22 protein-coding genes are annotated in these 23,837 nt (G+C 69.5%); 15 read left to right on the plus strand and 7 right to left on the minus strand.

Going from position 1 to position 23,837, the window contains the following annotated elements:
* Positions 1 to 11: 11 nt before the first annotated feature.
* Positions 12 to 479 carry a DUF6152 family protein gene (locus AC1RLW_RS03990; protein WP_070060744.1) on the minus strand — a complete coding sequence of 156 codons (468 nt, stop codon included), beginning with the start codon at positions 477 to 479 and terminating at the stop codon, positions 12 to 14.
* A gap of 14 nt (positions 480 to 493) precedes the next feature.
* A complete protein-coding gene (locus AC1RLW_RS03995) occupies positions 494 to 913 on the minus strand; it encodes a hypothetical protein (protein ID WP_159271760.1) in 420 nt (139 codons plus the stop codon).
* An 86-nt stretch (positions 914 to 999) separates the two neighbouring features.
* On the opposite strand from AC1RLW_RS03995, the gene AC1RLW_RS04000 reads away from it, so the two are divergent.
* On the plus strand, positions 1,000 to 1,584 hold the full coding sequence (locus tag AC1RLW_RS04000; RefSeq protein ID WP_062477750.1) for a sigma-70 family RNA polymerase sigma factor: 585 nt from the start codon (positions 1,000 to 1,002) through the stop codon (positions 1,582 to 1,584).
* Positions 1,581 to 2,222 carry a DUF1109 domain-containing protein gene (locus AC1RLW_RS04005; protein ID WP_493192267.1) on the plus strand — a complete coding sequence of 214 codons (642 nt, stop codon included), beginning with the start codon at positions 1,581 to 1,583 and terminating at the stop codon, positions 2,220 to 2,222. Before AC1RLW_RS04000 ends, AC1RLW_RS04005 begins: the two co-directional genes overlap by 4 nt.
* Before the next feature lie 10 nt (positions 2,223 to 2,232).
* Here the strand turns inward: AC1RLW_RS04005 and AC1RLW_RS04010 are convergent, their stop codons facing one another.
* Positions 2,233 to 3,744, minus strand: a complete 1,512-nt coding sequence (locus AC1RLW_RS04010; RefSeq protein WP_493192268.1) for a helicase HerA-like C-terminal domain-containing protein — start codon at positions 3,742 to 3,744, stop codon at positions 2,233 to 2,235.
* Between the two features lie 102 nt (positions 3,745 to 3,846).
* Here AC1RLW_RS04010 and AC1RLW_RS04015 point away from each other — a divergent pair, with 102 nt between their 5' ends.
* From AC1RLW_RS04015 to fabG, 10 genes are read left to right on the plus strand one after another with little or no spacing between them, the layout of a single operon-like run.
* On the plus strand, positions 3,847 to 4,158 hold the full coding sequence (locus AC1RLW_RS04015) for a phosphopantetheine-binding protein (protein WP_062482694.1): 312 nt from the start codon (positions 3,847 to 3,849) through the stop codon (positions 4,156 to 4,158).
* Positions 4,159 to 4,161: 3 nt separating this feature from the next.
* The gene (locus tag AC1RLW_RS04020) at positions 4,162 to 4,806 is read left to right on the plus strand and encodes a COG4648 family protein (protein WP_095745356.1); all 645 of its coding nucleotides are present in this window, start codon (positions 4,162 to 4,164) and stop codon (positions 4,804 to 4,806) included.
* Between the two features lie 16 nt (positions 4,807 to 4,822).
* On the plus strand, positions 4,823 to 6,538 hold the full coding sequence (locus tag AC1RLW_RS04025; protein ID WP_493192269.1) for an AMP-binding protein: 1,716 nt from the start codon (positions 4,823 to 4,825) through the stop codon (positions 6,536 to 6,538).
* Positions 6,535 to 7,545 carry a lysophospholipid acyltransferase family protein gene (locus AC1RLW_RS04030; protein ID WP_144004381.1) on the plus strand — a complete coding sequence of 337 codons (1,011 nt, stop codon included), beginning with the start codon at positions 6,535 to 6,537 and terminating at the stop codon, positions 7,543 to 7,545. The genes AC1RLW_RS04025 and AC1RLW_RS04030 overlap by 4 nt, the downstream gene beginning before the upstream one ends.
* Positions 7,517 to 8,152, plus strand: a complete 636-nt coding sequence (locus AC1RLW_RS04035) for a LolA-related protein (RefSeq protein ID WP_139701610.1) — start codon at positions 7,517 to 7,519, stop codon at positions 8,150 to 8,152. Before AC1RLW_RS04030 ends, AC1RLW_RS04035 begins: the two co-directional genes overlap by 29 nt.
* Positions 8,149 to 10,554 carry an MMPL family transporter gene (locus AC1RLW_RS04040; RefSeq protein ID WP_493192270.1) on the plus strand — a complete coding sequence of 802 codons (2,406 nt, stop codon included), beginning with the start codon at positions 8,149 to 8,151 and terminating at the stop codon, positions 10,552 to 10,554. Before AC1RLW_RS04035 ends, AC1RLW_RS04040 begins: the two co-directional genes overlap by 4 nt.
* A 20-nt stretch (positions 10,555 to 10,574) precedes the next feature.
* A complete protein-coding gene (locus tag AC1RLW_RS04045) occupies positions 10,575 to 11,417 on the plus strand; it encodes a polysaccharide deacetylase family protein (protein WP_157627289.1) in 843 nt (280 codons plus the stop codon).
* Entirely contained in the window at positions 11,414 to 12,184 is a 771-nt protein-coding gene (locus tag AC1RLW_RS04050; protein ID WP_493192271.1) for a class I SAM-dependent methyltransferase, read from the plus strand. The genes AC1RLW_RS04045 and AC1RLW_RS04050 overlap by 4 nt, the downstream gene beginning before the upstream one ends.
* Positions 12,181 to 12,654 (plus strand): hotdog family protein, encoded by a 474-nt coding sequence (locus tag AC1RLW_RS04055; protein WP_493192272.1) that lies wholly within the window; start codon positions 12,181 to 12,183, stop codon positions 12,652 to 12,654. The genes AC1RLW_RS04050 and AC1RLW_RS04055 overlap by 4 nt, the downstream gene beginning before the upstream one ends.
* Positions 12,651 to 13,382, plus strand: a complete 732-nt coding sequence (fabG, locus tag AC1RLW_RS04060; RefSeq protein WP_062471225.1) for a 3-oxoacyl-ACP reductase FabG — start codon at positions 12,651 to 12,653, stop codon at positions 13,380 to 13,382. The genes AC1RLW_RS04055 and fabG overlap by 4 nt, the downstream gene beginning before the upstream one ends.
* Before the next feature lie 256 nt (positions 13,383 to 13,638).
* Here the strand turns inward: fabG and AC1RLW_RS04065 are convergent, their stop codons facing one another.
* From AC1RLW_RS04065 to AC1RLW_RS04080, 4 genes are all read right to left on the minus strand, one after another.
* Positions 13,639 to 14,331: a P-loop NTPase family protein gene (locus AC1RLW_RS04065; RefSeq protein WP_062471226.1), complete on the minus strand. Its 693-nt coding sequence runs from the start codon at positions 14,329 to 14,331 to the stop codon at positions 13,639 to 13,641.
* Positions 14,332 to 14,410: 79 nt separating this feature from the next.
* The gene (locus AC1RLW_RS04070) at positions 14,411 to 15,709 is read right to left on the minus strand and encodes a type II toxin-antitoxin system HipA family toxin (protein WP_493192273.1); all 1,299 of its coding nucleotides are present in this window, start codon (positions 15,707 to 15,709) and stop codon (positions 14,411 to 14,413) included.
* The gene (locus AC1RLW_RS04075; protein ID WP_070060699.1) at positions 15,706 to 16,026 is read right to left on the minus strand and encodes a helix-turn-helix domain-containing protein; all 321 of its coding nucleotides are present in this window, start codon (positions 16,024 to 16,026) and stop codon (positions 15,706 to 15,708) included. The genes AC1RLW_RS04070 and AC1RLW_RS04075 overlap by 4 nt, the downstream gene beginning before the upstream one ends.
* Positions 16,027 to 16,081: 55 nt before the next feature.
* Positions 16,082 to 16,852, minus strand: coding sequence for a hypothetical protein (locus tag AC1RLW_RS04080; protein WP_493192274.1), 771 nt, complete (start codon positions 16,850 to 16,852; stop codon positions 16,082 to 16,084).
* 113 nt (positions 16,853 to 16,965) lie between these two features.
* On the opposite strand from AC1RLW_RS04080, the gene smc reads away from it, so the two are divergent.
* Genes smc through ligA form a run of 3 tightly spaced genes read left to right on the plus strand, consistent with a single transcriptional unit; the run spans position 16,966 to position 23,724 of the window.
* Positions 16,966 to 20,481: a chromosome segregation protein SMC gene (gene smc, locus AC1RLW_RS04085; protein ID WP_493192275.1), complete on the plus strand. Its 3,516-nt coding sequence runs from the start codon at positions 16,966 to 16,968 to the stop codon at positions 20,479 to 20,481.
* A gap of 13 nt (positions 20,482 to 20,494) precedes the next feature.
* On the plus strand, positions 20,495 to 21,601 hold the full coding sequence (locus tag AC1RLW_RS04090; protein ID WP_493192276.1) for a cell division protein ZipA C-terminal FtsZ-binding domain-containing protein: 1,107 nt from the start codon (positions 20,495 to 20,497) through the stop codon (positions 21,599 to 21,601).
* A 26-nt stretch (positions 21,602 to 21,627) separates the two neighbouring features.
* Entirely contained in the window at positions 21,628 to 23,724 is a 2,097-nt protein-coding gene (ligA, locus tag AC1RLW_RS04095) for an NAD-dependent DNA ligase LigA (protein ID WP_493192277.1), read from the plus strand.
* The last annotated feature ends 113 nt before the right edge of the window (positions 23,725 to 23,837 follow it).

Below are 23,837 nucleotides of genomic sequence, written 5' to 3' on the forward strand. Positions count from 1 at the left end.
AGCGCGGGAGTTCAGGCGGGCGACGAGCGCAGGCCGTAGGTCTTGCCGTGCACGAACAGGTACTCGGCGCGCAGCACTGCGTCGCCTTTCTCGCCGGTGAAGGTGAAGCCGAGCACCGCCACCGGCGTGCCGGGCTTGATCTCCTCGACGCCCCAGGCCTGCAGCCGCGTGAGCGGGGCCAGCTCGATCTGCCACTTGCGGTCGCGCCGCGTCGGCAACTGCGCCTTGGCCAGCAGCGCCGCGCCGTCGACCGTGGCGCTTTGCTTGGGCAGGGGCCGCTGCTTCAGGTCGGGCGGCAGCGCGAGGTTCTCGGGCAGCTCGATCTCCAGCTCGCCGTGCGGGTTGCGCCAGCTCACCTTGGTGGCGCGGCCTTCCAGGTACAGCGGGCGCTCCTGGTCAAAACTGCTCCAGCCGTGGTGGGCCCAGGCGGGCAGGGCCAGTGCGATCGAACCGGTCACGAACATGCGTCGATGCAGCATCGCGTTCTCCTTGGTCAGACATAGGCAATCCAGCGCCCGCAGATGATGACAGCGAGCCAAAACCCCAAAGACAGGAGGCATTGAAACCTGGCGAATCCGCTCTGCCCGCCGATGTCGCCGCGCAGGTGGAACCAGGCGGCGTTGAGGCCGGCCAGCAGGATCAGCAGCAGCTTCACGCGAAAGGCCGTGTTGCTCAGCAACTCGCCCGGCTGGCTTGCGAACATGGTCAGGCCGGTCAGCGCGCACAGGCCGAAGCCCAGCAGGGCGGGGCGCAGCGTGAGGCGCGCCAGCAGCGGCGCCGGCAGCTCGCGGGCCAGGCCGAGGGCGCGCAGCTCGAACACCAGCAGGCCGCCGAACAGCAGCGCGATGCCCACGATGTGCGCCGCCTCCAGCGCCGGGTAGGCCCAGGGGTGCGAGACGAGTCCGGCCAGCATCGGGGCAGCTTAGCGCAAGCCTCGCTCCGGGGGCGCGGCACAATCCCTTGCAATCTTTTTTCACCAGGCTGTAACCGGCCGGCCCGATGGCACGAAACACCGTAGGCAGCAGGACGACACCGAGCGACGCGGAAGCGGCCTTGCGCCGCCTGTTCCTTCGCGGCCTCGATGGCGACGCCGGCGCGTACCGCGAGTTCCTGCAGAAACTGAGCGCGCACCTGCGCGCTTTTCTGGGCAAGCGCCTGTTCGGCTGGCCCGATGAAGTGGAAGACCTCGTCCAGGAATGCCTGCTCGCCATGCACAACCAGCGCCACACCTACCAGAGCGACCAGCCGCTGACGGCCTGGGTGCATGCCATTGCGCGCTACAAGATGATCGACCTGCTGCGCGCCAAGTCGGTCCGCGAGGACCTGCATGACCCGCTGGACGACGACCTGGCCGTGTTCGCGGCGTCGGCCACCGAGGCCAGCGACGCGAAGCGCGACCTCGGCGGATTGCTGCAGACCCTGCCCGAACGCCAGCGCCTGCCCATCGTGCACGTGAAGATCGAAGGCCTCTCGGTGGCCGAGACGGCCAGCCTCACGGGCATGTCGGAGTCGGCGGTGAAGGTCGGCATCCACCGGGGCCTGAAGGCCCTGGCCGCGAAGTTCGGGGGAGGCGCCGCGCCATGAAGACCGACGAGCTCGTGAACCTGCTGGCCGCCGGCGAGGTGGCGGTGCCGCGGCGCAGCGCCGGCGGGCGGATCGGGCTGGCGGTGCTGGCCGCGCTGCCGGTGTCCTTCGTGATCCTGTTCGGCGAGTACGGGCTGCGGCCCGACCTGGTGCAGGCGATGTTCTGGCCGATGTTCTGGGTCAAGGTGCTGTTTCCGCTGTGCATCGCGGCGGCGGCCTTCGTGACGGTGCAGCGGCTGGCCCGGCCCGGCGTGCGGATGCGCCACGCGTGGTGGGGCGGGGTGCTGCCCGTGCTGGGGATCTGGGGGCTGGCGGCGTTCGTCTGGTTCTCGGTGCCGATCGAGGAGCGCATGCCCTTGCTGATGGGCCAGTCGTGGCGCATCTGCGCCTTGAGCATCGGCTTCATGGCGCTGCCGGTGTTTGCGGCCACCTTCGTGGCGCTGCGCGGGCTGGCGCCGACGCGGCCCGCGCTGGCCGGGGCCGCGGCCGGCGCACTGGCCGGCGGCGTGGGCGCGTCGGTCTACGCGCTGCACTGCATGGAGCTGACCGCGCCGTTCCTCGCGGTCTGGTACGTGAGCGGGATCGCGGTGCCGGTGCTGCTGGGCGCGGTACTGGGGCCGCGCCTGCTGCGCTGGTAACGGCGCTGCTTCAGCGCTTCTTGCTGCCGAAGATCCCGCCCAGCACGCCGCGCAGGATCTCCTTGCCCACCGACGTGCCCATGGTGCGCACCGCCGACTTGGCCATGGTCTGCACGAGGCCGTCGCGCTTGCCGCCGCGCGGCCCGGTGCTGCCGAAGAGCATGTCGTTGAGCATGCCGCCCATGCCGGACGACTCTTCCGCTGCGGCCCCGCCCTTGGTGCTGGCGGCCGGTGCATCGGGGGCGCTCTCGGCACGGCCCTTGAGCTTTTCGTAGGCCGATTCGCGGTCGACCGTCTTCTCGTACACGCCCGCCACCAGCGAACCCGCGATCAGCGCCTTGCGCTGCTCGGGCGTGATCGGGCCGAGCTGGCTGCCCGGCGGCAGCACGTACACGCGCTCGGTGATGCTCGGGCGCCCTTTGGCGTCCAGGAAGCTCACCAGCGCCTCGCCCACGGCGAGTTCGGTGATGGCGGTCTCGATGTCCAGGCCGGGCTTCTGGCGCATGGTGCTGGCGGCGGCCTTCACGGCCTTCTGGTCGCGCGGCGTGAAGGCCCGCAGCGCGTGCTGCACTCGGTTGCCGAGCTGGGCCAGCACCGAATCGGGAATGTCCAGCGGGTTTTGCGTGACGAAATACACGCCCACGCCCTTGGAGCGCACCAGCCGCACCACGAGTTCGATGCGTTCGACCAGTGCCTTGGGCGCCTCGTTGAACAGCAGGTGGGCCTCGTCGAAGAAGAAGGCCAGCTTCGGCTTCTCGGGGTCGCCGATTTCAGGCAGCTGCTCGAACAGCTCCGACAGCATCCACAGCAGGAAGGTGGCGTACAGGCGCGGCGAGTTCATGAGCTTGTCGGCCGCCAGGATGTTCACCACCCCCTTGCCGCCCACCGTCTGCATGAAGTCGGTGATGTTGAGCATCGGCTCGCCGAAGAACTTGTCGCCGCCCTGGGTCTCGATCTGCAGCAGGCCGCGCTGGATCGCGCCTACGCTGGCGGCGCTGATGTTGCCGTACTCGGTGGTGAACTGGCTCGCGTTCTCGCCCACGTACTGCAGCATGGCGCGCAGGTCTTTCAGGTCGAGCAGCAGCATGCCGCTGTCGTCGGCGATCTTGAACACCAGGTTCAGCACGCCGGCCTGGGTTTCGTTCACGTCGAGCATGCGGCCCAGCAGCAGCGGGCCCATGTCGGACACGGTGGCGCGCACCGGGTGGCCCTGTTCGCCGAACACGTCCCACAGCGTGACGGGGCAGGCGGCGGGTTCGGGCACGTCGATGCCGCGTTCCTTGAGCGTGGCGGCCAGTTTCTCGCCGACGCTGCCTTTCTGGCTGATGCCGGTCAGGTCGCCCTTGACGTCGGCCATGAACACCGGCACGCCGATGTTCGACAGTTGTTCGGCGATGGTCTGGAGCGAGACGGTCTTGCCGGTGCCGGTGGCGCCGGTGATCAGGCCATGGCGGTTGGCCAGGCCGGGCAGGAGGGTGCACTCGATGGTGTCGTGGCGTGCGATCAGAAGGGGGTCGGCCATGGGGCGCTCCGGGTCGTATCGAAGCGCGCAGTCTAATCAACCGCCACTCCTATAATTCACGACCCCGCACGGTCGTTCAGGAAAAAAGTTCAGGAGGTTTTTTTGTCATCGACTGCTCAGCCCCCCATTCCCGCCACTGGCGATGCATCCGAACAGTCGCCGATCGAAAAAGAGCTGGCCGTGTTGCTCGTGAACGCGCTCAATCTCGAGGTCGCACCTGAAGAGATCGTTCCCACCGACCCGCTGTACGGCGAAGGTCTGGGCCTCGACTCCATCGACATCCTCGAAGTCGCGCTCGAAGTCTCGCGCCGCTACGGTTTCCAGCTGCGCTCGGACGACGAGCGCAACCAGCAGATCTTCCAGTCGCTGCGTACGCTCGCGACCCACGTCGCCGAGCACCGCAGCGCCACCTGATCCATGTCCCGATGGCGACTCGTCCTCCTGCTGCTGGTAGGGGTCACGTATGCCGGCCTCTCCCACTGGATGACGCTGTTCCACGCCACCGAGCCCTGGGCTGTGGTGGTGTTGCTCGGGCCGCTGTGGATCGCCGCCATGGGCTGCGCCGCCAGCTGGTTCGGCCGCTGGGGCCTGGCCATTGCGGCGGCGCTGGGCATCGGCGGCTTCGCGCTCGTCTTCCTCGGTGAGGCGGGCGACACGAACCGCCTGTACGTGCTGCAGCACATCGGCATCAACGGCGCCTTGTGCGGCTGGTTCGGCTCGACGCTGCGTGGCAAGGGCCTGCCGCTGATCACCCAGTTCGCGCAGCGCGTGCACCCGCTGAAGGGGCACATGCTGTCGTACACGACGCACCTCACGCAGGTGTGGACGGTGTATTTCGCCGTGGTGGTCGTCTCGTCGATCGTGGTCTACCTGACGATGCCGTTTTCGGCCTGGTCGCTGCTGGCCAACGTGCTGTCGCCGCTGAGCGTGGCGCTGCTTTTCGTGGGCGAGCACCTCGTGCGCTACCGCCTGCATCCCGAATTCGAACGCACGCGCCTGGTCGATGCGGTGCGCGCGTTCTACGGCACCTCGACGGTGGACAACGGCGCTGGCGGCCAATGACACAGGCGCAGCCCGCGTGACCCCCGACACCGCTTCTTCTTCCTTCCTGCCGCTGCTCGCGGACCGCAACCCCGACGCGCCCCTGGCCTGGCGCGCCGGCCAGCCGGTCAGCACGCGGCAGTTCCTGGCCGACGTCGCACGCCTGGCGCCCGCACTGCCCGCCGAAGGGCCTGCCGTCAATCTGTGCCTCGACCGCTACGCCTTCGCCGTGAGCCTGGGCGCCGCGCTGGTGCACGGCCACGCCAGCCTGCTGCCGCCCGATGCACGGCCGGACACGCTGGCGCGCCTGACCGAAACCGGCGGCGCCCACCTGTTCGCGCTGACCGACGACGCCAAGCTCGAGACGCCCGGCATGCGGCGCCTGCAGGTCGAGGCCGTGCCCGGACCGGCCGGCGATGCGCCGGTGCCCGCCATCGACGGCGGCCGGCATGCGGCCAGCCTGCTCACGTCGGGCTCCACCGGCGTGCCGCAACCGCATGCCAAGGCCTGGCGCACGCTGGTCGGCGACGTCGAAGTGGCGGTCGAACGGCTGTGCCGCGTGCTGCAGCGGCCCACGCTCGAAGGGCTCACGCTGGTGGCGACCGTGCCGGTGCAGCACAGCTACGGCCTCGAGTCGTCGGTGCTGCTCGCGATGCTCGGCGGCGCCGCGTTCGAAACCGGGCGGCCGTTCTTTCCGGCCGATGTGGCGAAGGCACTGGCCTCGGTGCCGCGTCCGCGCGCGCTGGTGACCACGCCGTTTCACCTGAAGACGCTGCTGCTGTCGGGCATCGCGCTGCCGCCGGTCGACCTGATCCTGTCGGCCACCGCGCCGCTGTCACCGCAACTGGCCGCGCAGGCCGAGCAGGCGCTGGGCGGCGTGCTGCTCGAAATCTACGGCAGCACCGAATCGGGCCAGGTGGCCACGCGCCGCACGACCGAGAGCGAGGTCTGGGAAACCTTCGGCGAGATCCGCGTGCATGCGCAGCCGGGGGAGGGTGACGGTCCCGAGCGCTTCATCTTCAGCGGCGATTTCATTCCCGAGCCGACGCCCATGGCCGACGTGCTCGAACTGCTGGACGCTCGGCGCTTTCGGCTGTTCGGCCGCGCCAACGACCTGATCCACGTCGCCGGCCGGCGCAGTTCGCTCGCGCACCTGAACTACCACCTGAACAGCATCGCGGGTGTCGAGGACGGCGCCTTCTGGCTGCCCGACGAGGTGGCCGACGGCGTGGTGCGGCCGGTGGCGTTCGTGGTCGCGCCTACGCTGTCGGCGGCGGACATCATTGCTGCACTGCGGCAACGGCTGGAGCCGGTGTTCGTGCCGCGCCGCGTGGTGCAGGTCAAGGCCTTTCCGCGCGAAGGCACGGGCAAGCTCACGGTGCGGGCGCTGCGCGAATTTGCGCTGGCGCAGCTGGCCGACGACCAGACGCCGGTGCAGATGGCGCACACGGTGCCGGTCGACCATCCGGCCTTTGCCGGCCATTTCCCCGGCCAGCCGCTGGTGCCCGGCGCGTTGCTGCTGGCGGAGGTCATGGAGGTCGTGCGACGCGTGCCGGCGCTGTCGGCACGGCTCGGCCCAAGCCCGACGCTGGCGGCCGCCAAGTTCCTGGCGCCCGTGCGGCCCGGCAGCACGCTGTCCATCGAGCTGCATCCCGAGGCCGGAACCGGCCGCGGCGTGCGTTTCGACGTGCGCTGTGACGGCGTGGCGGCTGTCACCGGCCGCTGGACGGCTGTGCCAGAGTCGGCGGGATGAAGCACACCGACGCCGAAACGCGCGCCGTGGACGAAGCGGCGCGGCAGACTGCCCGCCCGGCGGCCCAGCAGGGCGACTGGGCGCGCGCGCCCGAGCGCAGCAACATGCTGGCGCTGCGCTTCATCTGCCTGATGGCGCTGGTGTGCGGGCGGCACGTCACGCGGCTGCTGCTGCCGCCGATCAGCCTGTACTTCCTGCTGTTCGCGCCGGCGCCGCGCCGCTACATCAAGCGCTACCTGTTCCGGGCCATCGGCCCGCGCGCGGGCTGGGTCGACGGCTACCGCCTGCTGCACGCGTTTTCCTCCACCGTGCTCGACCGCGTGTACTTCCTGCGCGGACGCATGGACCTGTTCAAGCTGAAGATCGAAGGCAACGCCCCGATCGAGGCCGAGGCGGCCGAAGGGCGGGGCGCTTTCCTGCTCGGCGCCCACATCGGCAGCTTCGAGGTGCTCGGCGCCTGCAAGCAGCAAAAGCACCAGAACCGCATGCGGCTGGCGATGCTGATGTACCCGGACAACGCGCAGCGCATCACCGCGATCCTGAACGCCATCGCGCTGCCCGAGATGCGGCCCCACGTGATCGCGCTGGGCCGGCCGCATTCCATGCTCGCGCTGCGCGATTGGCTCGACGGCGGCGGCCTGGGCGGCATGCTGGCCGACCGCACCCTGCCGGGCAGCGAGGAGCAGCCGGCAAACCAGCGCGGCAACAACATCGTGCTGCCTTTCCTGGGCCAGCCGGCCGTCTTCAACGACGGCCCGTTCCGGCTGGCGGCGCTGCTGCGCCGCAAGGTGTTCTTCATGGCCGGCATGTACGGCGGCGGTGCCCGCTACGATGTCCGGTTCGACCCGCTGGCCGACTTCGGCACGCCGTTCGTCGACGCCGCGGAGCGTGAACGCCGCATCCGAAGCGCGGTCGAAGCCTATGTGGCCCGCCTGGAGGCGCTGTGCCGCGCCTACCCGTACAACTGGTTCAACTTTCATGATTTCTGGCTCGAAGATGCGGCTTGATCGGCTTTGCAGGGTGGTGGTGCTGGCGGTGGCTTTCTGTGCCGCGCCGGCGTGGGCGGCATTCGACCTGCCCGAACTGATGGGCCTGCTGGCCCGGCAGAAGAGCGGCGAGGCGCGCTTCACCGAGCAGCGCTTCGTGCACGGCCTCGAAGGCCCGCTCGACGCGAGCGGCACGCTGAGCTTCGAGGCGCCCGACAAGCTGGTGCGCCGCACGCTGTCGCCGCGCATCGAGACCATGTCCGTCGACGGCAACACGCTGACCCTGTCGCGCGGCAACCGCAACCGCACGCTGGCACTGGACAGCATGCCCGAGCTGCTGGGTCTGGTCGAAGCCATGCGCGGCACGCTGAGCGGCGATGGCGCCACGCTGCAGCGCTACTTCAAGAGCACCGTGACCGGCGCCGCCGGCAAGTGGACGCTCGACCTCACGCCCAACGACAGCCGGCTGGCCGCGCAGGTGCGCAGCATGCGCATCACCGGCCGCAACAGCGAGGTGTTGGGGCTGGAGATGGAGTTCGTGGGCGGTGACCGCTCGGTCATGCACATTTCGCCCAACGCACCGCCGTCGGCGCTGCCGGCCGGCGCCCCCGGGCGCGCGACACCGTGAGCCTGGCGCAGGCGGGCGGCCCGCCGGGGTGGTCGCGCCGCATCGTCGTCCTGTTGGCGTGGTTGCTGGTCGTGGCCCTGGGCGCGGTCGTCATCGCGCGCACCCAGATCGGCGCCGACCTGTCGGCCTTTCTTCCCAAGAGCCCGGACCTGCGCCAGCGCGTGCTCATCGAGCAGCTGCAAAGCGGCGTGGCCTCGCGCACGCTGATGCTGGGCTTCGAGGGCGGCAGCGTCGCGCAGCGCGCTGAGGTCTCGCGTGCCGTCGGCAAGGCGATGCGCGACAGCCAGCTCTTCGACCTGGTGCAGAACGGCGACGTGAGCGACTGGAGCGAGGCCGGCACCTGGGTGTTCCAGCACCGCTACCAGCTCTCGTCCGGCGTGATGCCGGGGCAGTTCACCGCCGAAGGGCTGCGCGAAGCCATCGTCGACACGCTGTCGATGCTCGGCACGCCGGCCGGCAACGCGATCAAGCCCTTGCTCGACAGCGATCCGACGGGCGAGACCCAACGCATCGCGATGGAGCTAGTGCCGGCCAGCGCACCGCGCAGCGAGGCCGGCGTCTGGATGTCGCGCGAGGCACCGCGTGCGCTCATGATCGCCACCACGCGCGCGGCCGGCGGCGACCTCGACGCGCAGGCCGTCGCCATCGCCCGCGTGCAGGCCGCTTACGAAGCCGCCGCGCGCGGCATGGGCGAGGCCGCGCCGAAGCTGCTGCTGAGCGGGCCGCCCGTGTTCTCGGTGATGAGCCGCGAAAAGATCAAGACCGAAGCCATCCACCTTGCGGTGGTGGGCGGCATCGTGATGAGCGTGCTGCTGCTGCTGGCCTTCGCCTCGCCGCGCGCGCTGGTCATCGCCTTCCTGCCGGTGGCCACGGGCGTGGTGGTGGGCACCGCGTCGGTCAGCCTGGTGTTTGGCTCGGTGCACGGGCTCACGCTGGGCTTCGGCAGCACGCTGATCGGCGAGACGGTCGACTACGCCATCTACTACCTGATCCAGGCGCGCGGCGCGGCCGTGGCCGGCACCGGCTGGCAGCGCTGGCGCGAGGTGCATTGGCCTACTGTGCGGCTGGGCCTGCTGACCTCCGTGTGCGGCTTTGCGGCGCTGGTGTTCTCGGGCTTTCCGGGGCTGGCGCAGCTGGGCGTGTTTTCGATCGCCGGGCTGGTGTCGGCCGCATTGGCCACGCGCTACGTGTTGCCCATGCTGGCACCCGATGGCGCGACCGGCATGGGCATGCGCCGGCACATGGCGCGGCTGGCCGGCCTGCTGGTGCGCGGCCTGCCGCGCCTGCGCTGGCCGCTGGCGGCGCTCGGCGTGGCGGCGCTCGCGCTGGTGCTGTGGCAGGGCGGTCACCTGTGGCGCGCCGACCTGAGCGCGATGAGCCCCGTGCCGCGCTCGGCCCAGCAGCTCGACGAGATGCTGCGCAAGGACATCGGCGCCAGCGACGGCGGCGTGCTCGTGGTGGCCTTCGGCGACGACGAACAGGCCGCACTGCGCCACACCGAGGCCGCGGCCGCGCGTCTCGATGCGTTGGTCGACAAGGGCGAGCTCAGCGGCTACGAAGCCGTGACCCGCGTGCTGCCCAGCGTGGCCGCGCAAACGGCGCGCCAGGCCAGCCTGCCCGACGCCGACACGCTGCGCGCCAACCTGGTCGAGGCGACCAAGGGCCTGCCGCTGCCGGCATCGCGCCTCGGTCCCTTCGTGGCCGACGTGGAGGCCGCGCGCAAGCAAGCGCCCGTGCAGCGCACCGACCTCATGGGCGGCCCGCTGGGCTCCGTGGTCAACACGCTGATGTACGAGCGCCCGGGCGGTGGCTGGTCCACGCTGGTCGTGCTGCATCCCGGCCCGGGCTTCGAACAGGGGCGCCTCGAGGAGGCGCTGGCCGGGCTGCCCGAGGTGCAGGTGGTGGACGTCGGGCGCGAACTCGGCGGCCTCTACCAGCGCTACCTGCACGAGGCCTTCGTGCAAGTGCTGCTGGGTGCGCTGGCGGTGGTGGTGCTGCTGGGCGTGTACCTGCGCTCGTGGCGCCGTCTGCTGGCCGTGTGCCAGCCGCTGCTGTTCGCGGTGGTGCTCACGCTGGGCGGTATGGCGTTGGCGCAGGCGGCGCTCGGCATCCTGCACCTCGTGGGGCTGCTGCTGATCGTCGCCGTGGGATCGAACTACGCGCTCTTCTTCGACCAGCTGCGCACGACCGGGCGCGCGGACGAAGACACGCTGGCCTCGCTGATGCTGGCCAACCTCACGACGGTGGTGTCGTTCGGGCTGATCGCGATCTCGGACATTCCGGCGCTGTCGTCCATCGGCCGCGTGGTCGCGCCGGGCGCCTTGCTGGCGCTGCTGCTGTCGGCCGCGTTCGCGCGCAACGTGGCGCCCGGGAAGGGCCCGAGCCCACAGCGTCCGCGCTGATGGGAAAATCCGGACCCACCATGTCGTCGCCTTCCGCCCCTTCCACCCGTTCTGCCGCCTCCGAATCCTGGCCCTGGCCGCCCGCCATGCGCGCCAGCGCGGCCGTGCATGTGGCGGCCCTGGGCGCGGGCGTGCTGGTGCCGGGCGCATGGCCCTGGGCGCTCGGCGCGGTGGTGCTGAACCATGCGCTGATCACCGGCGCCGGGCTCACGCCGCGCAGCAACCTGCTCGGCCCGAACGTCACGCGCCTGCCCGAAGCCGCCGCTGCGCGTCGCGAGGTGGCGATCACCATCGACGACGGGCCCGAGCCCGAGGTCACCCCCCGCGTGCTCGACCTGCTGGACGCCCACGGACAGCGCGCCACCTTCTTCTGCATCGCCGAGCGCGTGCTGGCGCATCCGGCGCTGGCGCGCGAGATCGTCGCGCGCGGCCACAGCATCCAGAACCACACGGCGCGGCATCGGCACAACTTCTCTTTCCTCGGCCCGCGCGGCTTCGCGGCGGAGATCGCGCGCGCGCAGGACATCCTGACCGACGTGACCGGCCAGCGCCCGACCTGTTTCCGCGCGCCCGCCGGCCTGCGCAACCCTTTCCTCGAACCCGTGCTGCACCGCCTCGGCCTCTCGCTCGTGAGCTGGACGCGGCGCGGTTTCGACACCCGCGAAGGCGATGCCGCCAAGGTGATGGCGCGCCTCGCCCGCCACCTGCAGGCGCGCGACATCCTGCTGCTGCACGACGGCAATGCCGCGCGCACCGCGGCGGGGCAACCCGTCTTGCTGGAAGTCCTGCCCTTGTTGCTCCAACGCCTGCGCACCGATGGATTGCGCGCCGTGACCCTGCCTGAAGGATTGAAGACCGCATGAGCGCCGTGATGCCATCGACGATGACCACCGACCAAGCCTGGCGCGAGCTGCACGAAGCCGCGACCGTGCCTTACAAGAAGGGCGGCACCTTCGCCTGGCAGTTCGCGCGCGGCAAGCTCGGGCGCGACCCGGTGTTCCGCGGCCTGCTCGAACGCGGGCTGATCGACGCCCAGCACCGGCGCGTGGTCGACATCGGCTGCGGACAGGGCCTCTTCGTGAGCCTGCTGGCGTCGATGAGCACGATGCAGCAACAGGGACGCTGGCCGGCCTCATGGGCCGCCACGCCGGCTGCCGCGGACTACACGGGCATCGAGCTGATGCCCAAGGACGTGGCGCGCGCCGAGGCATCGGTCGGCCACCTGAAGCCGACGCCGCGGCTGGTGTGCGCCGACATGTGCTCGGCCGCCTTGCCCGACTGCGATCTGGTCGTGATCCTCGACGTGCTGCACTACGTGGACCTCGCGGCGCAAGAAGGCGTGCTGACCCGCGTGCGCGACGCGTTGCGCCGTGGCGGCAACCCGAAGGCGCGCCTGCTGCTGCGCGTGGGCGATGCGTCGAGCACGCGCGGCTTCGCGATCAGCCAGTGGGTCGATCGCACCGTGACGCGCATCCGCGGCCACAAGGTCTCGCCGACCTGGGGCCGCCCACTGACCGAGTGGATCGGCGTGCTGCAGCGCCTGGGTTTCCGCGTGCAGAGCATGCCGATGAGCGAAGGCACGCCGTTCGCCAACGTGCTGCTGGTGGCCGACCTGGAGACTGCCGCTTGACGGCACCGCAGACGCTCGACCGCGCGGGCATCGCTGCGCGCATTCCGCACAGCGGCAGCATGTGCCTGCTGGAACGCCTCGAGGGCTGGGACGCCGAATCGATCCATTGCAGCACCACGACGCACAGCCAGGCGGACAACCCGCTGCGCACCGAGAGCGGCCTGCTCGCGCCGAACGCCATCGAATACGCGGCGCAGGCCATGGCGCTGCACGGCGGCCTGCTGGCGGTGGAGGGCAGCACGCCGTCGGCCGGCTTCCTGGCCAGCGCGCGCAACGTGAAGTTGGCGGCGGCGCGGCTGGACGACATCGCCGGGGCGTTGCAGGTGCGCGCGAAGCGCCTGTCCGGCGATGACCGGCAGGTCTTGTATGAATTCACGGTGGCGGCCGACGACGGCCGCCTGCTGGCCGAAGGCCGGGCCGTGGTGGTCTTGAACACGCCGCTGGCGGACATGGGAAGCACACCGTCATGAGTTTCGAAGGAAAACGCACACTGATCACCGGCGCCAGCGGCGCGCTCGGTGCGGCCATGGCGGAGCGTTTTGCACGCGACGGCGCCACCGTGCTGCTGCATGCCAATTCGCGACCCGAGGCCATCGAGCAACTGGCTGCGTCGATCACCGCTGCAGGCGGCAAGGCGGAATGCCATGTGTTCGACCTGCGCAGCGACGAAGCCTGCGCGGCCGGCTGCGCACGCATCCTCGAAGGCGGCGCGGTGCAGATCCTCGTCAACAACGCGGGCGTGCACGACGACGCGGTGCTGCCCGGCATGCGCGCCGAGCAATGGCACAAGGTGATCGACGTGTCGCTCAACGGCTTCTTCCGCGTGACCCAACCGCTGCTGCTGCCGATGATGCGCACCCGTTGGGGGCGCGTGCTGAACATCTCGTCCGTCGCTGCCATCGCGGGGAACAAGGGGCAGGTGAACTACGCCGCGGCCAAGGGCGCGCTGAACAGCGCGACCAAGGCGCTGTCGCTCGAAGTGGCGTCGCGCGGCGTGACCGTGAACGCGATCGCGCCGGGAATCATCGCGTCGCCGATGGCCGATGCGGTGTTCGATCCCGCGCTCATCAACCAGATGGTGCCCGTGAAGCGCGCCGGAACGCCGCAGGAAGTGGCGGCGCTGGCAGCGTTCCTGGCAGGCGATGAAGCCGCGTACATCACGGGACAGGTGATCTCGATCAACGGCGGAATGATCTGAGGCCCGGCTGCTTCGTTCTTCCTGGCGAAGAGCAGGGCATCCATTTCACCCCGGAACCCGGCAGGCGGTGCGGTGTGGGCGGCCCCTCTGTGCCGCCGAGGAGCGCAGCGTTTCGCGGATCAGGGCTCGCAGCTGTTTGAGCCGAAGGCGAGTTCTGCGAGACCCCGCGAAACGCGAGCACCGCAGGGCAGCCGCGAAGCGGCCGGCACAGTGGGGCCGACCACGCCGTGCCGCCTGTCGGGCGCTCCCAAAAGGCCTAGAGAGGCAGCGTATCAAACGCAGCGTAAGCCGTAGCCAGCCACGACTTCACGCGCTGCCGTTCCAGCAACCCAAGCGCATGCGGCCCTTCGCGGTCGTTCACCGCCTTCCAGAAACTCGTGTTCTGCGCATCGATCTTGCGCATGCTGGCCTCATGCAATCGCGGCAATGCAATCACGCGTGCGCCGTTCGCATTGGCCTTCGACAGCGACTGCGACGCCAGCAGCATCCCGAAGTCGCTGCCGCGCCCGTAGTTCTGCACCACGATGTAGTTGGGCCGATTGCCGAAGGTGTCGATCAGCGTGCCGAGCAGGTCGGTGGAGTCCTTGCCGTCGTCCAGCACGTGCCAGAAGTTGACCGTGACGTCGATCTCCTCGAACACGTCGAACAGGTCGGATTCCTTGATCCAGCGCGACAACGGCGCCAGCGTCTGCGCCGCGAGGTCGACGATCACGCTCTGCTTCGGGTTGGTCTCGAAGCCGTTCACCACCGTGTCCAGGCCTTCGAAGCTGTCGACCACCACGGGCGAGGCAAAGCCCTCGTAGAAGCGTGTGAAGGAGCTGTGCGACCGATCGGTGTCGAAGCCGGTGAAGGGCCGGCTGCGATCGATGAAGTACTGGGCCAGCACGCGTGCCGTGACCGATTTGCCGACACCGCCTTTTTCGCCGCCGATAAAATTGATGGAGCTCATGAGTGGTTGCTGCCTCGAATGGGTTGAGGGGTGGAGGAGGGCGGATTCATTCTAGGGGTCGCCTGTCGCACCACTGTGGCTAGCGACCCCGCTTGCTCATGCCCTGCAGCAAGGGATGTGCCTGCAGGCGCTGCTGCAGCCGTTTCTTCCACGGGGCCGGCAGTGCCGACGCGTCGATCATCGCGGGCCACTGGTCGCGCGCGAGGCGGGCCGTGTCGGCCACCACGCGTCGCATGCGCGGCTCGTGCAAGCCAGCCGAGAAACAGAACGCGCGCACATTGGCCGGCGTGAACATCGCGGTGCGACGGGCCGCGGTGGCGCTCACTGGGGCCGGCAGCAGCGGCAGTGCATGGCCCTCGACGCCCTGCAGCGCCGCATAGGCCACGATGTCATAGGCCGGCGCCAACCGTGGTGCGATGCCGTCGGGGTACAGCACGCCGAAGTTCTTCAGGTGGGCATCGGGGTTGCCCAGCAGGTCGTTGACCACGAGCCGGCGCACCAGTTCGAGCACAGCGTCTTCGCCGAGAGACGGAAAGGCGCGCATCGCGAGCGCCATGTCGAGGTAGCTTCCGCTGTACTTGTGCATCGGGTCGACCGCCAGCACCTGCGCGAAGTCTTCGAAATGGATGCGGCGCGCGCCATCGCGGTCGAAACGCGTGACGGCCAGGAACTCGGGCTCGTCCGGCAGCGCATAGCTGTGCTCCGCCGCAATGGCCGACAGCGGCGCGAGTTCGGCGTGACACACCTCGACACCCGCCACCCCGGCCATCTGCAGCGAAAGCATCTCGAGTTGCGGCATGTGCGGCCGGCCGGCCACCGGCAGCTTGGCGATCACGCGCGTGCTGGCGCCGGCGCGCACGCGCGCCACGTAGCGCCCGCCCTGGCGGCGCAGGCCGAGCTTGGGCTGCACGCCCGAGACCGAGATGCCCTGCGGCATCGGCAACTCGACCACCGACATCTCGAGCGCGTCCTGGTCCTGCGTGATGAGCCGCTGCAGCGTGCCGCGGTCCACCGACACCGGGCGCGCGGCCACGGCGCCGGGCAGGTCGCCGCCGCAGGCCGCCAGCAATTCGAAGTGGTCGTTCTCGCGGCAACCGCGCAGCTGCGCGATGTGGCTGCGCAGCACGCCTTCGGGCAGCAGGTTCTGGAAGAAGCCGGGCAACTGGCCGCCCTGGGCGTTGAACAGCGGGTTCTTCACGTCGCTCCACAACGCGGCCTGGGCGGCCGGGTCGCTCGCGACCATCGACAGCGAAAGCACGCCGGGCGGCGGGTTGGCGATCAACTCGGGCTCCGCCACGAAGCGGCACAGGTCGGCGTACTGGAACAGCTTGCCGAGGCGGTGCGCGCCGAGCGAAATCTCGAGGATCTTGACGTTCATGGCGGTGAGCGGCGGCCCCGCACGTAGGGCGGCGCGGCAGGCGCTTCGGCCAGCGCCCGACCGACGCGCGTGGCGACCGGGCGGTAGCCGGGATCGACGGCCGTGCCTTCGCCGAAGCCCTTGGGCGCGAGCTGCAGTTCGAGCCCCAGCGCATCGACCAGCGCGAGCAGCGACGACAACTGCGGATTGCCCTTCAGGCTCAGGGCATTGCGCACCGAGCGCTCGGTGAGCCCCGAACGCAGGGCGATCTCGGCGTTCGTGAGGCCGGTGGCCCCGCGACGCGCCGTGAGGGCGGTGATGAGTTCCTGCTTGTCCACGGAAAGATATTACCGCAAATGCCTATTTGGGAAACATATTTCCGATGCGAAGAACCTACTTGGGTATCAGCGTGAAGAGCGGCATGACCACGCCCATCACCCAGTTCTGGCCGAAGTCGAGGGCCGCCCGGCGGTATTTCTCGTCGGCCTGAGCGGCCAGCAGGTCGAGCCGTGCCACCACCTTCGACAGTTCGCGGTCGGCCACGAGGTTGCGCCCGCGCTCGCTGATCTCGGTGGCCAGCAGCAGCGGCTGGCCGTCGGGGCCGGTCTTGGAAGAGATGAGCCAGAGCGAAATCTCGAAGTTGCGCGCCGTGCGGTAGCTGTTCTCGGCGTCGACCCCGTCGATCATGGTCTGGTCCCAGGTGTTGCCGTTGGCCTGCTTGAGCATCGAGGCCCACCCGACGACCAGCGCCGCCACGCGGTCGCCCTGGTAGGCCTGCGGGCCGGTCTCGAAGGCCAGGCGGATGGCGTCGATGCCGGTGGCGCCGCGCAGCTCGGGCAACTGCGTGCCCTGCAGGACCGCGTCCCAGGTGCGCTGCGTGGCTTCTTCCATGCTGGCGGCCGACTTGCGCCATTCACGCGGGTTGCGCCGGTACAAGGTGGTCTGCACGCGGCGCACCGACTGCAGGTTGTCGCGCAGCGACAGGTTGGCGATGCGGTTGGTGGCCGATTGCAGCCATTCCTGGTTGCCGTAGGGCTCGGCGCGCTCGGTGGAACGGAAGGAGGAACAGCCCGTCAGCGCCAGCGGCGCGAGCAGGGCGGCCGCGGTGCCCGCCAACAGGCAGGTGCGTCGCGCCGCGAGGGGAGAAGCCAGGGAATCGCTCATGCCCTGACGTTATCATCCACGGCTGGGGCGGCGGCCCGCTTCAAGCTGCGGGCCCGTGCAATTTTCCTTACAAATCAATACCTTGGCGCTACGCCAAGGCAGGGCGACAAGTCGTGCGTCTTAACTCCATCAAGCTCTCGGGCTTCAAGTCGTTCGCCGAACCCACCAACTTCCTGCTGCCGGGCCAACTGGTCGGGGTGGTGGGGCCGAACGGCTGCGGCAAGTCGAACATCATGGATGCCGTGCGCTGGGTGCTCGGCGAGTCGCGTGCGTCGGAACTGCGCGGCGAGTCGATGCAGGACGTGATCTTCAACGGCACGACCACCCGCAAGCAGGCCAGCCGCTCGAGCGTCGAACTGGTGTTCGACAACGCCGACCACCGCGCCGGCGGCCAGTGGAACCAGTTCACCGAAATCGCCGTGCGCCGCGTGCTCACGCGCGACGGCACCAGCAGCTACTACATCAACAACCAGCCGGTGCGTCGCCGCGACGTGCAGGACGTGTTCCTGGGCACCGGCCTCGGCCCGCGCGCCTACGCCATCATCGGCCAGGGCACGATCAGCCGGATCATCGAATCCAAGCCCGAAGAGCTGCGCCTGTTCCTCGAAGAAGCCGCGGGTGTCTCCAAGTACAAGGAGCGCCGCCGCGAAACCGAGAACCGCCTGGGCGACACGCGCGAGAACCTCACGCGCGTCGAAGACATCCTGCGCGAACTCAACGCCAACCTCGAGAAGCTCGAGAAGCAAGCCGAGGTGGCGGCGCGCTACAACGCGCTGCAGGGCGACGCCACGAAGAAGCAGCACCAGCTGTGGTTCCTCAAGCGCGGCGAAAGCGATGCCGACCAGGCCAAGATCAAGGCCGATTCGGAAAAGGCCATCAACGACCTCGAATCGCGCACCGCCGACCTGCGCCGCATCGAGTCCGAACTCGAAACCGTGCGCCAGGCCCACTACGGCGCCGGCGACCTGGTGAACCAGGCGCAGGGCAAGTTGTACGAAGCCAGCGCCGAAGTCGGCCGGCTCGAAGGCGAGATCCGCTTCGTGGTCGAAGGCCGCCAGCGCGTCGAACAGCGCCTTGTGCAACTGCGCGAACAGATGGGCCAATGGGGCCGTCGCCGCGAAGAGGCCGAAGCCGAGATAGAGACGCTGGCCGGTGCCGGCGTCGATGCCGAAGAGCAGGCCATCCTGCTGGCCGCGCAGCTCGAAGAGCACGACGCGCGCCTGCCCGACCTCGAAGAGGCCGTGCAGCGTGCGCAGAACGAGGCCAACACGCAGCGCGCGACGGTGTCGCAGGTGCAGCAGCAGATCCAGGTGTTGGCCGCCGACCAGCGCAACATCGAAGACCAGAGCCGCCAGCTCACGCTGCGCAGCGAACGCCTGCGCGCCGACCAGAACGCGCTGGCCGCGCCCGATGAAGACCGGCTGACCGACATGCAGGAGCAGCTGGCCGCGGCGCAGGAAACCGCCAGCGAATCCGACGCCCGCCTGCAGGAACTGCAGGAGGCCGTGCCCCAGCTCGACGAAGACCGCCGCGCCAAGCAGCAGGCCGTCAACACCGAGGGCGCCCGACACGCCGAGTTCTCGGCCCGCCTCGAAGCGCTGCGTGCGCTGCAGGAGAAGGTCAAGACCGACGGCAAGCTCGCGCCCTGGCTCGCCAAGCACGGGCTCGATGGCCTGCAGGGCCTGTGGAGCCGCATCCACATCGAACAGGGCTGGGAGAACGCGCTCGAGTCCGCACTGCGCGAGCGCCTGGGCGCGCTCGAAGTCAGCCGGCTCGACATGGTGCGTGCCTTCGGCAACGACGCACCGCCCGCCAAGCTGGCCTTCTACAGCCCGCCCGCCGCTGGCGTGCCGCAGGGCGCGGGCGCGCTGCCCAAGCTGTCGAGCCTGCTGCGCCTGAACGACGCCGGCCAGCAAGCGCTGCTGAACGACTGGCTGCACGGTTGCTTCACGGCCGAGACTTTCGAAGAAGCGCTGGCCCAGCGCGCCACGCTGCAGCCCGGCGAAGTGATCTACGTGCGCAGCGGCCATGCCGTGTCGTCGCACAGCGTGAACTTCTACGCGCCCGATTCCGAGCAGGCCGGCCTCCTGGCCCGCCAGCAGGAAATGGAAAACCTCGAGCGCCAGCTCAAGGCCCAGACGCTCATCAACGAAGAGGCGCGCACCGCGCTGGTCCGTGCCGAAGCGGCCTACGGCGATGCCGCGCAGCGCCTCGTCACGGCGCGCCGCGAAGCCGCCGAAACGCAGTCGCGCGCCCATGAACTGCAGGTCGAAACACTGCGCATGACGCAGCTCGCCGAACAGACCCGCGCGCGCAGCCAGCAGCTGGCCGCCGACCTCGGCGAGGTCGATGCCCAGCTCGAGGAACTGCAAGAAAAGCGCATCGCCGCCGAAGGCCGCTTCGAAGAGCTCGACATGCAGCTGGCCGACAGCCAGGAGCGCCATGCGCAGCTCGACGAGCGCGTGATCGAAGCCGGTCGCGCGCTCACGGCCAGCCGCGAGCAGCACCGCAGCCTCGAACGACAGGCGCAGGAAGCCACCTTTTCGCAGCGCACGCTCGAAGCGCGCCGCGGCGAACTGAACCGCAGCATCGAAACCGCTTCGCAGCAGACCGTGGCGCTGACCGACGAAGACGAGCGCGCCCGCGCCGAGCTCAGCCGCCTGTCGGATGCCGCCGCGCAAGCCGGCCTGCAGGACGCGCTGTCGCTCAAGCTGGAGCGCGAGACCGCCTTGGGCGCGGCCCGCAGCCAGTACGACGACCTCACGCTCAAACTGCGCGCCAGCGACGAGCGCCGGCTGCAGCTGGAGCGCGAACTCGATCCGCTGCGCCAGCGCATCACCGAGTTCCAGCTCAAGGAGCAGGCCGCGCGCCTGGGCGTCGAGCAGTACCAACAGCTGCTGGACGACGCCGGTGCCGACCTCGAGGCGGTCGCGCAATCGATCGAGACCGAGAAGGTGCGCCTGACCGGCCTGCAAAGCGAAATCGACCGCCTGAACCGCGAGGTGGTCGCGCTCGGCGCCGTCAACCTCGCCGCGCTCGACGAACTCGCGATTGCGAGCGAGCGCAAGGTCTTCCTCGACGCGCAGTCGGCCGACCTGAACGAAGCCATCGGCACGCTCGAAGACGCCATTCGCAAGATCGACGCCGAAACGCGCGACCTGCTCGGCGGCACCTTCAAGATCGTCAACGAGCACTTCAGCCGCATGTTCCCGGAGCTGTTCGGCGGCGGCAACGCCAAGCTGATGATGACGGGCGACGAAATCCTCGATTCCGGCGTGCAGGTCATGGCCCAGCCGCCCGGCAAGAAGAACCAGACCATCCACCTGCTCTCGGGCGGCGAGAAGGCGCTCACGGCCATTGCGCTCGTCTTCGCCATCTTCCAGCTGAACCCGGCGCCTTTCTGCCTGCTGGACGAAGTGGACGCGCCGCTGGACGACGCCAACACCGAACGCTATGCCAAACTCGTCTCCGCCATGAGCCGTGAAACCCAGTTCCTTTTCATCAGCCACAACAAGATCGCCATGGAAATGGCCGAACAGCTGATCGGCGTGACCATGCAGGAGCAGGGCGTGTCGCGCATCGTTGCGGTCGACATGGAGTCGGCGGTCTCGATGGTCGAAGCGGCATAAGGCAAGGGCACGCATGAGCAATCTCACCCTCGCCCTGGCGATCCTCGGCGGCCTCGTTCTCGCGGCCGTCGTGGCCTACAACACCCTGATGTCGCGCCGCAATGCGCCGCGCCAGCCCGATGCGGTCGATGTCGCCCTGGCCGAAGCCGAGCGCGCGCTGGCCGGCGGCAGCGACGGCGGCGTGGAGCCGATGCTCCATGCCGACCCGAGCCAGGTGGCCGGCAGCGACCGCCACGAGCCGCTGTTCGACCCCGACCTGCCGGCGCCCAGCGGCGTGCCCGTGCCCACCGGCGAGCGCCGCGGCGGGCTCGATCCGCTGATCGACGTCATCGCGCCCATTTCGCTCGAAGGCCTGGCCTCGGGCGATGCCGCGCTCGCGTCGATGCCGTCGACGCGCCGCGCCGGCAGCAAGCCGGTGGCCATCGAAGGCCTGAACGACCTCACCAGCCAATGGGAGCCGCCGGCGCCCGGACAGCGCTACCGCGCCTTCCAGGTCGGCGTGCAACTGGCCAACCGCACCGGGGCGCTCAACGAGATCGAGTACTCCGAATTCGTGGTCAAGGCGCAGGCTTTTGCCGACGCGGTGAACGGTGCGCCCGAATTTCCTGAAATGCTCGACGAAGTGGCGCGTGCCCGCGAGCTCGACCAGTTCGCCAGCGCGCACGACGCGCAGCTGGGCTTTGTGCTGCGTGCGCTGCATGCGGCCTGGAGCCCGGGCTACGTGCAGCAGAACGCTGCGCGGCTGGGCTTTGTCGCTGGGATTATCCCGGGCCGCATGGTACTGCCGACCAGCGAGGCCGGCCTGCCGCCGATCCTCGGGCTCTCGTTCGACACCCAGGCCGCACTGGCCGACGATCCGGCGCAATCGGCGATCCGCGAACTCAGCCTGAGCCTCGACGTGCCGCAGGTCGATCGCGGCGAAGAGCCGTTCCGCCGCATGCGTGAAGCTGCTGCCACGCTCGCCCGCGAGATGGACGGCGTGGTGACCGACAGCGACGGCCAGTTGCTGCGCGACGAAACCATGGACGTGATCGGCGCCGACCTCGAGCAGCTGTACGACACGCTCGACGCACGCGATCTCGCCGCGGGCTCGCCGCTGGCGCGACGCCTCTTCAGCTGACCCGTCTTTTTCCCGAGGGACACCCCATGACAACGCGCGACGAAGCGGCACGCGAAGCCGCCGCACTGAGCGAGCAGCTGCATCGCCACGCCCATCTGTACTACGTGCTCGACGCCCCCGAGCTGCCCGACGCCGAGTACGACAAGATGTTCCAGCGCCTGCAGGTGCTGGAGACCGAGTTTCCCGAGCTGCGCACGCCCGATTCGCCGACGCAGCGCGTGGGCGGCACGGTGCTCGACAGCCTGGCCAAGGTGCGCCACCGGGTGCCGATGCTGTCGATCCGCACCGAGACCGACATCACGCCCGCCGGCGCCAGCGCCTTCGACGCGCGCGTGCGCCGCGAACTGGGCCTGGCCGAAGACGCGCCGCAGATCAGCTACGTCTGCGAGCTCAAGTTCGACGGGCTGGCCATGAGCCTGCGCTACGAGCACGGCGTGCTGGTGCAGGCCGCCACGCGCGGCGACGGCGAGGTGGGCGAGGACGTCACGCAGAACATCCGCACCGTGCGCGAGATTCCGCTCAAGCTCAAGGGCGCCGCCCCGCCCGTGGTCGAGGTGCGTGGCGAGGTCTACATGAAGCGCGCCGATTTCGATGCCCTCAACGAGCGCCAGCGCGAGAAGATCGCCGCCGGGCAGAAGAACGAGAAGGTGTTCGTCAATCCGCGCAATGCGGCTGCCGGCGCGGTGCGCCAGCACGATCCGGCGATCGCGGCGGCGCGTCCGCTGAGCTTCTTTGCCTACGGCCTGGGCGAGGTCTCGCCGGCGAGCGACGGCGGGCCCGAAATTGCCACCCAGTTCGACTGGCTGCAGCAATTCCATGCCTGGGGCTTCCCGGTCGCCACGCAGACCGCACGGGCGACGGGTGCTATTGAACTGATAGCGTTCCACGAAACCATCGGCCGCCAGCGCGATGCGCTGCCGTACGACATCGACGGCGTGGTCTACAAGGTCGACAGCCTGGAGCTGCAGCGCCAGCTGGGCTTTGTCTCGCGCGAACCGCGCTGGGCCGTGGCCCACAAGTACCCGGCGCAGGAGCAGCTGACCGAGGTGGTCGGCATCGAGATCCAGGTGGGCCGCACCGGCAAGCTCACGCCGGTGGCCAAGCTGGCGCCGGTGTTCGTGGGCGGCGTGACCGTGACCAACGCCACGCTGCACAACGAGGACGAAGCGCGCCGCAAGGACGTGCGCGTGGGAGATACCGTGATCGTGCGGCGCGCCGGCGACGTGATTCCGGAAGTGGTGGGGGTGGCGCCCGACAGCCTGGCCAAGCCGGACGACCAGCGCGGCGCGGTCTTCACCATGCCGCACAAGTGCCCCGTGTGCGATTCCGAGGCGGTGCGGGAGGAGGGCGAGGTCGACTACCGCTGCACCGGTGGCCTGTTCTGCGCAGCGCAGCGCAAGGAAGCCATCTTGCATTTCGCGGCGCGGCGCGCGGTCGATGTCGACGGGCTGGGCGACAAGCTGGTCGAGCAGCTGGTCGATGCCAACCTGATCCGCACCTTGCCCGATCTGTACAAGCTCGGCTTCGTCACGCTGGCGGGCCTGGACCGCATGGCCGAGAAGTCGGCCCAGAACCTCGTCGATGCGCTCGAAGCCTCGAAGAAGACCACGCTGCCGCGCTTTTTGTTCGGCCTGGGCATCCGCCACGTCGGCGAGAGCACGGCAAAGGACCTCGCCAAGCATTTCGGCAAGCTCGACGCCATCATGGACGCGACCGAGGAGCAGCTGCTCGAGGTCAACGACGTCGGCCCGGTGGTGGCGCAGAGCCTGCGCACCTTCTTCGACCAGCCGCACAACCGCGAAGTGGTGGAGCAGCTGCGCGCCTGCGGCCTGACCTGGGAAGAGTTCGAGCCCGAGGCCCGCGCGCCCAAGCCTTTGGCGGGACTGACCTTCGTGATCACCGGTACCCTTCCTACGCTGGGCCGCGACGAAGCGAAGGATAAATTGGAGGCAGCCGGCGCCAAGGTGGCCGGCTCCGTCAGCAAGAAGACCCACTACCTCGTGGCCGGGGAAGAGGCTGGCAGCAAGCTGGACAAGGCGCGCGACCTCGGCGTCACGGTGATCGACGAGGCGCGTATGCTGGAGATCCTCGCCAGCGGTGTTCCGCCGGCACCCGACGCCTGAGTCGCCCGGCGCCTGGGATCCGGGCCCTTACCGGCCGTTACGCGACTTCACACCAGAGCAGTCAACAGGGTCTACAAGCGGGCGTTGAACGATCACAGAAGGCCGACAAGGAG

Source organism: Variovorax sp. GW822-FHT04A09, assembly GCF_058801005.1.

Coding starts and splice junctions, on each gene's coding strand:
- AC1RLW_RS03990 (WP_070060744.1), bottom strand. CDS start 479: ATGCTGCATCGACGCATGTTCGTGACCGGTTCGATCGCACTGGCCCTG.
- AC1RLW_RS03995 (WP_159271760.1), bottom strand. CDS start 913: ATGCTGGCCGGACTCGTCTCGCACCCCTGGGCCTACCCGGCGCTGGAG.
- AC1RLW_RS04000 (WP_062477750.1), top strand. CDS start 1,000: ATGGCACGAAACACCGTAGGCAGCAGGACGACACCGAGCGACGCGGAA.
- AC1RLW_RS04005 (WP_493192267.1), top strand. CDS start 1,581: ATGAAGACCGACGAGCTCGTGAACCTGCTGGCCGCCGGCGAGGTGGCG.
- AC1RLW_RS04010 (WP_493192268.1), bottom strand. CDS start 3,744: ATGGCCGACCCCCTTCTGATCGCACGCCACGACACCATCGAGTGCACC.
- AC1RLW_RS04020 (WP_095745356.1), top strand. CDS start 4,162: ATGTCCCGATGGCGACTCGTCCTCCTGCTGCTGGTAGGGGTCACGTAT.
- AC1RLW_RS04030 (WP_144004381.1), top strand. CDS start 6,535: ATGAAGCACACCGACGCCGAAACGCGCGCCGTGGACGAAGCGGCGCGG.
- AC1RLW_RS04035 (WP_139701610.1), top strand. CDS start 7,517: ATGATTTCTGGCTCGAAGATGCGGCTTGATCGGCTTTGCAGGGTGGTG.
- AC1RLW_RS04045 (WP_157627289.1), top strand. CDS start 10,575: ATGTCGTCGCCTTCCGCCCCTTCCACCCGTTCTGCCGCCTCCGAATCC.
- AC1RLW_RS04050 (WP_493192271.1), top strand. CDS start 11,414: ATGAGCGCCGTGATGCCATCGACGATGACCACCGACCAAGCCTGGCGC.
- fabG (WP_062471225.1), top strand. CDS start 12,651: ATGAGTTTCGAAGGAAAACGCACACTGATCACCGGCGCCAGCGGCGCG.
- AC1RLW_RS04065 (WP_062471226.1), bottom strand. CDS start 14,331: ATGAGCTCCATCAATTTTATCGGCGGCGAAAAAGGCGGTGTCGGCAAA.
- AC1RLW_RS04070 (WP_493192273.1), bottom strand. CDS start 15,709: ATGAACGTCAAGATCCTCGAGATTTCGCTCGGCGCGCACCGCCTCGGC.
- AC1RLW_RS04080 (WP_493192274.1), bottom strand. CDS start 16,852: ATGAGCGATTCCCTGGCTTCTCCCCTCGCGGCGCGACGCACCTGCCTG.
- AC1RLW_RS04090 (WP_493192276.1), top strand. CDS start 20,495: ATGAGCAATCTCACCCTCGCCCTGGCGATCCTCGGCGGCCTCGTTCTC.
- ligA (WP_493192277.1), top strand. CDS start 21,628: ATGACAACGCGCGACGAAGCGGCACGCGAAGCCGCCGCACTGAGCGAG.